Here is a 10,378-nt window from a genome sequence, read left to right on the forward strand (position 1 = left end):
TCAGCACCGCGTCGCAACCGTCGTCCACGGCCTCGACCACGGCGGTGCGCAGGCGCTGCCAGTAGGCCGGGGTCATGTTGGCGCTGTCGATCAGCGGCGCCATTTCCCGGAAGCGCCATGCAGGCACGGGCTGGTTGGCGAGTTGTTCGCGCATACGGGCTTCGAAACCGGATGCGGGGGTCAGGCCGTTGGCGCTGGCTTGCATGCCGATGGTGCCGCCGGTGTAGAGCACCATGACGTTGTTAGCTGCTTGCATCGAAAAATCTCCTGAACGAAAAACGCCGCCAAGCCCAGAGCATGCCCAAGGCCAGGCGGCGTGTCATCTACGCTTAGCGTTGCGCCAGCGCGATCGATTCAGCAGGCGCTTTAGCGGCAGGCTCCGGTTTCACCGGGTTGGCCGGCCAGGCGTTGCGGTCCAGGTCCAGGTCGGGGAACTGGCTGGAGTCGAAGACCGGGGTCTTGATGCCCGCTGCGCGCTGGTTGTCGTAGTCATTCAGGATGCGCATGGCGATCTTGAACAGGAACGCCAGGGCGAACAGGTTGACGAATGCCAGCATCGTCATGGTGATGTCGGCAAAGGCGAACACGGTGCTCAGGTTCTCAATGGAACCCCAGAAAATCAGCACCAGCACCAGTGCGCGGTAGCCCATCAGCACCTTGCGGTTGTTGCCGACCAAAAAGCGCAGGTTGCTCTCGCCGAGGTAGTAGTTGTACATGATCGAAGTGAACACGAACAACGCCAGGGCCACCGAGATGAACATCCGGCCCCACTCGCCAACCACGGCCGCCAGGGAGTTCTGGGTCAGGGCAATGCCGTCGCCTTCGAAGCCTGGGGTGTAGAAACCGGAGAGCAGGATCAGCAACGCGGTGCAGGTGCAGATCACGAAGGTGTCGAGGAACACGCTGAACGCTTGCACCACACCTTGGGCGATCGGGTGTTCCACCGACGCGACTGCCGCCACGTTAGGCGCACTGCCCAAACCGGCTTCGTTGGCGAACACGCCGCGCTTCACACCCATGATGATCGCGCTGCCGACCAGGCCGCCGAAGGCCTGGTCGAGGCCGAACGCGCTCTTGACGATGGTCGCGAGCATGGCCGGCACGTGGTCGAATTGCAGCACGATCACGTACAGGGTCACGGCGATGTAGACCAGGGTCTTGACCGGCACCAGCAGGTCGGCGATCGAGGCGATCCGCTTGATCCCGCCGATGAACACCAGGCCCAGCAATGCCGCCAGGGCCAGGCCGGTGTAGGTGGTGTCGAGGCCGAAGGCGTTGTTCAGCGAATGCGTCACGGCATGCGCTTGCAGGCCGTTGAACGCAAAGCCGAAGGTCACCAGCAGCAGGAACGCCATCACCATGCCCAGCCAGCGTTTGTGCAGGCCGTGCTGGATGTAATAGGCCGGGCCGCCACGGAAGCTGCCTTCGGCGTCGGTGCGCTTGTACAGCTGGCCGAGGGAGCACTCGATAAAGCTCGAAGACATGCCCACCAACGCGGTGACCCACATCCAGAACACGGCACCCGGGCCGCCCAGGGTCACGGCAATGCCGACGCCTGCGATGTTACCGGCGCCGACGCGGCCGGCCAGGCTGAGCATCAGCGCCTGGAACGAGCTGAGCTGTTCGGAGCTGTTTTTCAGGCTGTCGCGAAACACCGAAAACATGTGGAAAAAGTGACGCAACTGAACGAAACGCGAGCGGATCGTGAAGTAGCCACCGAGCCCGACAATGAGCACGATCAGTACTTTCCCGGAGAGGAAGTCGTTGATGACTTCGAGCATGGAGTGTTCCTCGCTGATTTTTCTAATGGCAAACGCAGGACGGTTCGACGCTGTCGCTTGGCACCAGGCAGTGCGCGACGGTTCGACCCAATCCTTTTGCGGGTGTTGTTATTCATGCGGTTTCGCGTGTGTCCGGGCCTCGTTACCGACGGCCGCTGGCGCGAAGAGGGGCGGCACTATACCTAGGCGAACGCGATCCGTCTGCCTGGGCTGATTAAAGGTTTCAGCCAAAGGGTGGCGGGCAAGGGCAATATTGGAATTTTTATGGGCGTCATTTCACAACCTTGAGGCAAAAAAAAGGGCCTGAAGAACGAGCCTTCAAGCCCTCAAAAGGTGAGAGGTGTCTAGTCCCTCAGCCTGGTGAGCGGTGCAACAAACGCTTAGGCCTTCAGCGGGACCAAACGTGGGGCAATCATGTTTTCGGGGCGCAGGATGTCGTCGAGCATGGCGTCGTCGAGCAAGCCTTCTTCGCGCACCAGTTCCAGCACGCCGCGGCCGCTTTCGAGGGCGATACGCGCGATGCGGGTGGCGTTTTCATAGCCGATGTACGGGTTCAACGCGGTGACCAGGCCGATGGAGTGCTCCACCAGTTCGCGGCAGCGCGCTTCGTTGGCGGTGATGCCGACGATGCAATGCTCGCGCAGCATGTCCATGGCGCGTTGCAGCAGGCGGATCGAGTCGAAGATCTTGAAGGCGATCAGCGGCTCCATCACGTTCAACTGCAGTTGGCCGCCTTCGGCTGCCATGGTCAGGGCCAGGTCGTTGCCGATGACCTGGTAGGCCACTTGGTTGACGGCTTCCGGGATCACCGGGTTGACCTTGCCGGGCATGATCGAGCTGCCTGGCTGGCGTGCCGGCAGGTTGATCTCGTTGATGCCGGTACGTGGGCCGCTGGACAGCAGGCGCAAGTCGTTGCAGATCTTCGACAGCTTCACCGCAGTACGTTTGAGCATGCCGGAGAACAGTACGAAGGCGCCCATATCGGAGGTGGCTTCGATCAAGTCTGCCGCCGGAACCAGCGGTTGGCCGCTGATGGTGGCCAGGCGTTGTACGGCCAGGGCCTGGTAACGCGGGTCGGCGTTGATGCCGGTGCCGATGGCGGTGCCGCCCAGGTTCACTTCGGTCAACAGCTCCGGCGCCAGGGTTTTCAGGCGGGCCAGGTCTTCGTTGAGGGTGGTGGCAAAGGCGCGGAATTCCTGGCCGAGGGTCATCGGCACGGCGTCTTGCAATTGGGTACGGCCCATTTTCAGCACATGGTTGAACTCGACGCCCTTGGCGGCGAACGCCTGGATCAGGCTGTCGAGGCTGGCCAGCAGCGCGTCATGGCCCAGCAGCAGACCCAGGCGGATCGCGGTTGGGTAGGCGTCGTTGGTCGACTGCGCCATGTTCACGTCGTTGTTCGGGTGCAGGTATTGGTATTCGCCCTTGTTGTGGCCCATGGCCTCCAACGCGATGTTGGCGATGACTTCGTTGGCATTCATGTTGGTTGAAGTGCCCGCGCCGCCTTGAATCATGTCCACCACGAACTCTTCGTGGAAGTCGCCGCGGATCAGGCGGGCACAGGCTTCGCTGATGGCTGCGTGCTTGGCTTCGCTGAGCTGGCCCAACTCGCGGTTGGCGTCAGCGGCTGCTTGCTTGACCATTGCCAGGCCGACCACCAATTTCGGGTAATGCGAAATCGGAACGCCCGAGAGGCGGAAGTTATTCACCGCTCGCAGGGTCTGGATGCCGTAATACGCTTGGGCAGGTACTTCGAGTACGCCAAGCAGGTCTTTTTCTGTGCGGAATGATGCAGCGGAGGACATGATGGAAATCATCTCGATATGGACCCGGAACTAGCCGGAACGCTGTGAATGCTAGGCTTGTGGAAGTTTTTGGGCCAATGCTGTTAAGCACTGGCCTATGCACAAACGGCATAATAGTCGTGTGACCCGGCTATCATGGCGGGCGTGTGGGCCAAAATGGTGCGCACCCGTGGGAGGAACTGATGAACCTTGAGAGCAAATGGCTGGAAGACTTCAGCGCCCTGGCGGCGACGCGCAGTTTTTCCCAGGCGGCGGAGCGACGCTTTGTCACCCAGCCGGCGTTCAGCCGCCGTATCCGCAGCCTGGAGGCCGCACTGGGCCTGACCCTGGTCAACCGCTCGCGCACGCCGGTGGAATTGACGGCTGCGGGGCAGTTGTTCCTGGTGACTGCGCGCACGGTGGTCGAGCAACTCGGTGAAGTGCTGCGTCATTTGCATCACTTGGAAGGCGGGCAGGGCGAAGTCATGCAAGTGGCGGCGGCCCACTCCCTGGCGCTGGGCTTCTTCCCGCGCTGGATCGCGCAATTGCGCAACGAGGGTTTGAACATTGCGACCCGTTTGGTCGCCACCAACGTCGGCGATGCCGTGCATGCCCTGCGCGAAGGCGGCTGCGATTTGATGCTGGCGTTCTACGACCCGGATGCGGCGATGCAGATGGATCCGGAGATCTTCCCGTCACTGCACCTGGGCAATACCGAAATGCTCCCGGTGTGCGCCGCCGATGCCGAGGGCAAGCCGTTGTTCGACCTGGAAGGCGAGGGCAGTGTGCCGCTGCTGGCCTACAGCGCCGGGGCATTTCTGGGGCGTTCGGTGAACCTGCTGTTGCGCCAACGTGCCCTGCGCTTTACCACGGTTTACGAAACCGCGATGGCCGACAGCCTTAAAAGCATGGCCCTGGAAGGCCTGGGCATTGCCTGGGTGCCGCAACTGAGTGTGCGGGCGGAACTGGCCCGCGGTGAGCTGGTGGTGTGCGGCGGGTCGCAATGGCATGTGCCGCTGGAGATTCGCCTGTATCGCTGTGCGTTGGTGCGTAAGGCGAATGTGCGGTTGTTGTGGCGCAAGCTGGAAGGTGGCGCGGCGCAGAATACGTGAGTCCAGCACCGCTCAACGGTGGGAGGGGGCTTGCTCCCGATAGCGGTGTATCAGTGACATATTATTACCTGACACACTGCTATCGGGAGCAAGCCCCCTCCCACAGGGATTTGTGGTGTTTTCGCTGACTTTTAAGTCAATAAAACCGCCGGTTTGTGCCGCTAGACAGATGGTCATCCGAGGGGCTGTTTATCTGCGTTATTACGGTATACTGCGCGGCCTTCGGCCGGTCCAACCGGCCAAATTTCGTACACCAAGCCACGCCGGATTTCCCGCGTGGCTTGTTGTTTTTTGACGCGCCTGCGGGCGCCCAGAGAGAAGAGGCACGACGATGAGTGCATTGGTTGGCGTGATCATGGGCTCCAAGTCCGATTGGTCCACCCTTAGCCACACCGCCGATATGCTGGAAAAACTCGGCATTCCGTATGAAGTGAAAGTGGTCTCTGCCCACCGCACCCCGGATTTGCTGTTCCAGTATGCCGATGAAGCAGAATCCCGTGGCATCGAGGTGATCATCGCCGGTGCCGGCGGTGCAGCGCACCTGCCGGGCATGTGTGCGGCCAAGACCCACCTGCCGGTGCTTGGCGTGCCGGTGCAGTCGTCGATGCTCTCGGGCGTGGATTCGCTGTTGTCCATCGTGCAGATGCCGGCCGGTATTCCGGTGGCGACCCTGGCGATCGGCAAGGCCGGCGCGATCAACGCCGCGTTGCTGTCCGCCAGCATCCTGGGCGCCAAGCACCCGCAGTTCCACGCGGTGCTGAAAAAATTCCGTGCTGAGCAGACAGACAGCGTGCTGGACAATCCAGACCCACGTATCGCCTGAGGTTGTTGACGATGAAAATCGGTGTAATCGGTGGCGGCCAACTGGGTCGCATGCTGGCCCTGGCGGGAACGCCGCTGGGGATGAACTTCGCTTTCCTGGACCCGGCGCCGGATGCCTGTGCGGCCGCGTTGGGTGAACACCTGCGCGCTGACTACAGCGACCCGGACCACCTGCGCCAACTGGCCGACGAAGTCGACCTGGTGACCTTCGAGTTCGAAAGTGTCCCGGCCGAAACCGTGGCCTTCCTCTCGCAGTTCGTGCCGGTGTACCCGAGCGCCGAAGCCTTGCGCATCGCCCGTGACCGCTGGTTCGAGAAGAGCATGTTCAAGGACCTGGGCATTCCGACCCCGGCCTTCGCCGATATCCAGTCCCAGGCGGACCTGGACGCCGCCGTCGCCAGCATCGGCCTGCCGGCCGTGCTGAAAACCCGCACCCTGGGTTACGACGGCAAGGGCCAGAAAGTCCTGCGCACCGCCGCCGATGTGGTCGGCACTTTCGCCGAGCTGGGCGGCGTGGCCTGCCTGCTGGAAGGCTTCGTGCCGTTCACCGGCGAAGTCTCGCTGATCGCCGTGCGTGCCCGCGATGGCGAGACCCGCTTCTACCCGCTGGTCCACAACACCCACGACAACGGCATCCTCAAGCTGTCCGTGGCCAGTACCGATCACCCGTTGCAGGCCCTGGCCGAAGACTATTCCAGCCGTGTGCTCAAGCAACTGGATTATGTCGGCGTGATGGCGTTCGAGTTCTTTGAAGTCGACGGTGGCCTCAAGGCCAACGAAATCGCCCCGCGCGTGCATAACTCCGGGCACTGGACCACCGAAGGCGCCGAGTGCAGCCAGTTCGAGAACCACCTGCGCGCGGTGGCGGGCTTGCCGCTGGGCTCTACGGCCAAGGTGGGCGAGAGCGCCATGCTCAACTTCATCGGTGTGGTACCGCCGGTTGAAAAAGTCGTCGCCATCGACGATTGCCACCTGCATCACTACGGCAAGGCCTTCAAGGCCGGGCGCAAGGTCGGCCACGCCAACCTGCGCTGCCAGGACCGTGCGACGCTGCAAGCGCAGATCCTTAAGGTAGAGGCGTTGATCGCCGAGCAATAATCCTTGGGAGCGGCGGGAACCATTGGTGGCCGCCGTCTCTCTGATTGCAGGATGATAAAGCCTGACTAGGCTTTTTCATGACTCGCATTCAATCAGAGGGAAATGCCATGGGTATCATCGGAACCATCTTTATCGGCCTGATCGTCGGCCTGCTGGCGCGTTTCCTCAAGCCCGGTGACGACAGCATGGGCTGGATCATGACCATCCTGCTGGGTATCGCCGGCTCCCTTGCCGCCACCTACGGCGGTCAGGCACTGGGTATCTACCAGGCAGGCCAGGGCGCGGGCTTCATCGGCGCATTGGTCGGCGCCATTGTGTTATTGGTGATCTACGGCCTGATCAAAAAGAAGTAATCGAGCGACAAAGTCCTCTGCGCTGCGCAGGCGCAGAGGGCTAGAATGCCGGCACTGTTTACCTTGTCGAGCTCCTCCATGCGCCGTCTCCTCTTGATGTTTCTCCTGCTCGGCCAAGGCCTGGCTCATGCTGGCGAATTGCCGGAAACCGACTGGCTGGACCTGATGCCGCTGTCGGACCAGAAAGCCCTCGAACAGATGCCGGAAATCGACCACAACTCCCCCGAATCCCAGGGCACCTTTACCGACAAAGGTGGCTTGAAGCAGAGCAAGGGGTTGCCGGCGGTGATGTATTCCACCAAGACCGTGGCCGCCATGAACGGCAAGAACATCCGTATCGGCGGTTACCCGGTGCCCTTGGAAACCGACGCCAAGGGCCGCAGTACGCTGTTCTTCCTGGTGCCATACCCCGGCGCATGCATCCACGTGCCGCCACCGCCGCCGAACCAGTTGGTATTGGTGCGTTACCCCAAGGGGTTGAAGCTGGATGATATCTACACGCCGCTGTGGGTCACGGGCACAGTGAAGGTGGAGACGGTCAACAATGACCTGGCGGATGCGGCGTATGCGTTGGATGCGCAGAAGGTGCGGGTGGTGAAGGAGTCGGATCTCTAAAACCCAACGCATAACAATGTGGGAGGGGGCTTGCTCCCGATAGCGGTCTATCAGACACAAATGTGCTGACTGACCCTCTGCTATCGGGAGCAAGCCCCCTCCCACATTTTGATTGGGTTTACAGCGCGAGACTGATGATGCTCACACCCAGCGTGTGGCTTTCGCCCGGCGCCAACGCCACCACATCATCCAGCACATTCGCCGTCTCGATGCACAACATGCCCTGCCAGCCGTCGTCGGCCATGTCGTCGAAGGCCTTGGCCCGTTCGGTCCAGGGGTTCCAGATCACGGTCGACCGGGAACCTTCGCTGGTGAGCTGGACGCGGCGCTGCCAGTCTTTATCGACAATGTTCAACTGCGCGGGTGTGTCGAGGTAGATGCGGTCGGTCTCGGCGCTGAAGTGCAGCAGCCCCGCCTGTTGCCGGGTGGCCCAACCGTCGGCGGTATCGATATACGAACACCCGTCCAGGCCTTCGACCTGCACGTTGCGCACGTCGCTTACGGCGAAGTAGGTGTGCAGCGCCTGGCTGAGGGTCACCGTTTCGTGGCCATGGTTATGGCTGGTCAGGCGAATGTGCAGTTGATCGTCCAGGCGCAGGCTCAGCTTCAGGTCGACCTGATGGGGCCAGCCGGGAAAGCCGCCCGCAGGCACGGGGAGCACCAGGTCGACACGCAGCGCGTCGCCGTCGAGTTCGGTCGTGGCCAATTCCCAGATTGCAGTACGCACGAAACCGTGGGCACCCGCAGGTTGATCGCTCTGGCGCATGGCCTGCACGCTTTGCGGGTTGCGGTCGAACACGCCAAACCACGGCCAGCACACCGGGACACCGGTGCGGATACCTTTGCCGGCCTTGAAGACGGCTGCCTTGTTCGGCCAGATCAGCGGCTGCTCGCCTGCGCGTTGGTAACTGAAGATGTGCGCGCCCTGTTGGGCCACCATCAGTTCGGCACCGTTGTGGCGGATGCGCCAGCAGTCCAGCTCGTCGATTTTGACGGTTTCAACGTGGGGCGTCGGCATAACAAAGCACTCTCAATGGCAGGCAATGGGCAATTGACCGTCAAAACCCGGCGAGGTTTAACGCGCCCGCGACGGCACCGAACGGGTACGGCCGCTGCCATCGATGGCGACGAACACGAACACCGCCTCGGTGACCTTGCGCCATTCGCTGGACAGCGGGTCGTCGCTCCACACTTCGACCATCATCTGGATCGAGCTGCGGCCGATTTCCAGGGCCTGGGTATAGAAGGACAATTGCGCGCCCACGGCCACCGGCACCAGGAACGCCATGCGATCAATGGCCACGGTAGCGACACGTCCGCCTGCGACCTTGCTGGCCATCGCCGTTCCGGCCAGGTCCATCTGCGAGACCAGCCAGCCGCCGAAGATATCGCCGAAACCGTTGGTTTCACGCGGAAGCGCGGTGATTTGCAGGGCGAGATCGCCTTGCGGGATGGGATCTTCTTGTTCGAGTTCGATCATGCCGAGGGTGCCTCTGAGCCGTGACGCTTCATGAGTGTTTCAAGTGGATAGCCGTCTCGTAGAAAAACATTCCAGCACCAACGCACGACGCGAGCTGTGTTTCTCGTAAGGCGTACTAAAGGGAAACTCTGCCAAACCGGCTGGATGGCACCCAACGGCGTTTTGGCACAGCAGCCCCTCAAGACTGCGGGTCTGGCGCTTGCAAGGGCCGAGTATATCGAGACGCTGGCGTCGCGACGACCTCTGGGCGCTCATTTGGTCGGTAAATAGACGCTGTAACGGAGCTTTTTCCGGCAACTGTTCTTCTGCCCAGGTTGACGGACTCTCTGCGCCGTGGGGATTTCGCCTGTCTGGACGGTTAAGCGTTCGACGCTGTGCTTTTTCCGGCGATTTGTTATCTTGCCAGACCGCCGCAAGTCCAGGGCGTGCCGTCCTTATTACGCTGATTACTATAAGAGAAGCCTTGCCATGTCCTCCGTGCCCGCAAGCAGTGCGCAACCGTCGCGCCCGCTGACCCGCAACGACTACAAAACCCTGTCGCTGTCTGCCTTGGGCGGGGCGCTGGAATTCTACGACTTCATCATCTTCGTGTTTTTCGCCACCGTGGTCGGAAAACTGTTCTTCCCTGCCGACATGCCCGAGTGGCTGCGCATGATGCAGACCTTCGGCATCTTCGCCGCCGGCTACCTGGCGCGCCCCCTGGGCGGCATCATCATGGCGCACTTCGGCGACCTGCTGGGCCGCAAGAAAATGTTCACCCTGAGCATCTTCATGATGGCCGTGCCGACCCTGATCATGGGCCTGCTGCCGACCTACGCGCAGATCGGCCTGTGGGCGCCGATCCTGTTGCTGCTGATGCGCGTGATCCAGGGCGCGGCGATCGGCGGCGAAGTCCCGGGCGCCTGGGTGTTCGTCTCCGAACACGTCCCACCGCGCCACATTGGCTACGCCTGCGGCACCCTGACCAGCGGCCTCACCGCCGGCATCCTGTTGGGTTCGCTGGTGGCCACCGCCATCAACACGCTCTACAGCCCGGAACAGGTCTCGGATTACGCCTGGCGCATCCCGTTCCTGCTCGGCGGTGTGTTCGGCCTGCTGTCGGTGTACTTGCGCCGCTGGCTGCATGAAACGCCGATCTTCGCCGAGATGCAGCAACGCAAGACACTCGCCGCCGAGCTGCCGCTGCGCGCGGTACTGCGCGACCACCGTGGCGCCATCGTGCTGTCGATGCTGCTGACCTGGCTGCTGTCGGCCGGCGTCGTAGTCGTCATCCTGATGACCCCGACCGTGCTGCAAACCATCTACCACTTCAGCCCGACCGTTGCGCTGCAAG

General features: G+C 61.9%; 11 protein-coding genes. 6 read left to right on the forward strand and 5 right to left on the reverse strand.

Annotation, left to right across the window (positions count from 1 at the left end; all coding sequences use genetic code 11):
* From L9Z73_RS17865 to aspA, 3 genes are all read right to left on the reverse strand, one after another.
* A partial coding sequence (locus tag L9Z73_RS17865) for an asparaginase domain-containing protein (protein ID WP_247403531.1) occupies positions 1-256 on the reverse strand: 256 nt, incomplete at its 3' end.
* Between the two features lie 73 nt (positions 257-329).
* Complete coding sequence (locus tag L9Z73_RS17870) at positions 330-1,781, reverse strand: alanine/glycine:cation symporter family protein (RefSeq protein ID WP_247403533.1); 1,452 nt, start codon at positions 1,779-1,781, stop codon at positions 330-332.
* Positions 1,782-2,161: 380 nt separating this feature from the next.
* A complete protein-coding gene (aspA, locus tag L9Z73_RS17875; protein ID WP_247403536.1) occupies positions 2,162-3,586 on the reverse strand; it encodes an aspartate ammonia-lyase in 1,425 nt (474 codons plus the stop codon).
* 182 nt (positions 3,587-3,768) lie between these two features.
* Here aspA and L9Z73_RS17880 point away from each other — a divergent pair, with 182 nt between their 5' ends.
* From L9Z73_RS17880 to L9Z73_RS17900, 5 genes are all read left to right on the forward strand, one after another.
* Complete coding sequence (locus L9Z73_RS17880) at positions 3,769-4,677, forward strand: LysR substrate-binding domain-containing protein (protein WP_247403539.1); 909 nt, start codon at positions 3,769-3,771, stop codon at positions 4,675-4,677.
* Between the two features lie 331 nt (positions 4,678-5,008).
* Positions 5,009-5,500, forward strand: a complete 492-nt coding sequence (gene purE / locus L9Z73_RS17885; RefSeq protein WP_003195648.1) for a 5-(carboxyamino)imidazole ribonucleotide mutase — start codon at positions 5,009-5,011, stop codon at positions 5,498-5,500.
* An 11-nt stretch (positions 5,501-5,511) separates the two neighbouring features.
* Positions 5,512-6,597 carry a 5-(carboxyamino)imidazole ribonucleotide synthase gene (locus L9Z73_RS17890; RefSeq protein WP_247403542.1) on the forward strand — a complete coding sequence of 362 codons (1,086 nt, stop codon included), beginning with the start codon at positions 5,512-5,514 and terminating at the stop codon, positions 6,595-6,597.
* Between the two features lie 107 nt (positions 6,598-6,704).
* The gene (locus L9Z73_RS17895) at positions 6,705-6,950 is read left to right on the forward strand and encodes a GlsB/YeaQ/YmgE family stress response membrane protein (RefSeq protein WP_005792540.1); all 246 of its coding nucleotides are present in this window, start codon (positions 6,705-6,707) and stop codon (positions 6,948-6,950) included.
* 78 nt (positions 6,951-7,028) lie between these two features.
* Positions 7,029-7,565, forward strand: coding sequence for a DUF3299 domain-containing protein (locus L9Z73_RS17900; RefSeq protein ID WP_247403545.1), 537 nt, complete (start codon positions 7,029-7,031; stop codon positions 7,563-7,565).
* Positions 7,566-7,683: 118 nt separating this feature from the next.
* Here L9Z73_RS17900 and L9Z73_RS17905 read toward each other — a convergent pair whose 3' ends face one another.
* Both L9Z73_RS17905 and L9Z73_RS17910 read right to left on the reverse strand, forming a co-directional pair.
* Complete coding sequence (locus L9Z73_RS17905) at positions 7,684-8,583, reverse strand: D-hexose-6-phosphate mutarotase (RefSeq protein ID WP_247403547.1); 900 nt, start codon at positions 8,581-8,583, stop codon at positions 7,684-7,686.
* A 57-nt stretch (positions 8,584-8,640) separates the two neighbouring features.
* The gene (locus L9Z73_RS17910; protein ID WP_010566936.1) at positions 8,641-9,045 is read right to left on the reverse strand and encodes an acyl-CoA thioesterase; all 405 of its coding nucleotides are present in this window, start codon (positions 9,043-9,045) and stop codon (positions 8,641-8,643) included.
* 468 nt (positions 9,046-9,513) lie between these two features.
* On the opposite strand from L9Z73_RS17910, the gene L9Z73_RS17915 reads away from it, so the two are divergent.
* A partial coding sequence (locus L9Z73_RS17915; RefSeq protein ID WP_247403550.1) for an MFS transporter occupies positions 9,514-10,378 on the forward strand: 865 nt, incomplete at its 3' end.

It is taken from the genome of Pseudomonas emilianonis (assembly GCF_023072625.1).
GTDB lineage: Bacteria > Pseudomonadota > Gammaproteobacteria > Pseudomonadales > Pseudomonadaceae > Aquipseudomonas > Aquipseudomonas paraveronii.

Bases quoted from the DNA above. Each gene is read 5' to 3' on its own strand.
- L9Z73_RS17870 (WP_247403533.1), bottom strand. From the start codon at position 1,781: ATGCTCGAAGTCATCAACGACTTCCTCTCCGGGAAAGTACTGATCGTG.
- aspA (WP_247403536.1), bottom strand. From the start codon at position 3,586: ATGTCCTCCGCTGCATCATTCCGCACAGAAAAAGACCTGCTTGGCGTA.
- L9Z73_RS17880 (WP_247403539.1), top strand. From the start codon at position 3,769: ATGAACCTTGAGAGCAAATGGCTGGAAGACTTCAGCGCCCTGGCGGCG.
- purE (WP_003195648.1), top strand. From the start codon at position 5,009: ATGAGTGCATTGGTTGGCGTGATCATGGGCTCCAAGTCCGATTGGTCC.
- L9Z73_RS17890 (WP_247403542.1), top strand. From the start codon at position 5,512: ATGAAAATCGGTGTAATCGGTGGCGGCCAACTGGGTCGCATGCTGGCC.
- L9Z73_RS17895 (WP_005792540.1), top strand. From the start codon at position 6,705: ATGGGTATCATCGGAACCATCTTTATCGGCCTGATCGTCGGCCTGCTG.
- L9Z73_RS17900 (WP_247403545.1), top strand. From the start codon at position 7,029: ATGCGCCGTCTCCTCTTGATGTTTCTCCTGCTCGGCCAAGGCCTGGCT.
- L9Z73_RS17905 (WP_247403547.1), bottom strand. From the start codon at position 8,583: ATGCCGACGCCCCACGTTGAAACCGTCAAAATCGACGAGCTGGACTGC.
- L9Z73_RS17910 (WP_010566936.1), bottom strand. From the start codon at position 9,045: ATGATCGAACTCGAACAAGAAGATCCCATCCCGCAAGGCGATCTCGCC.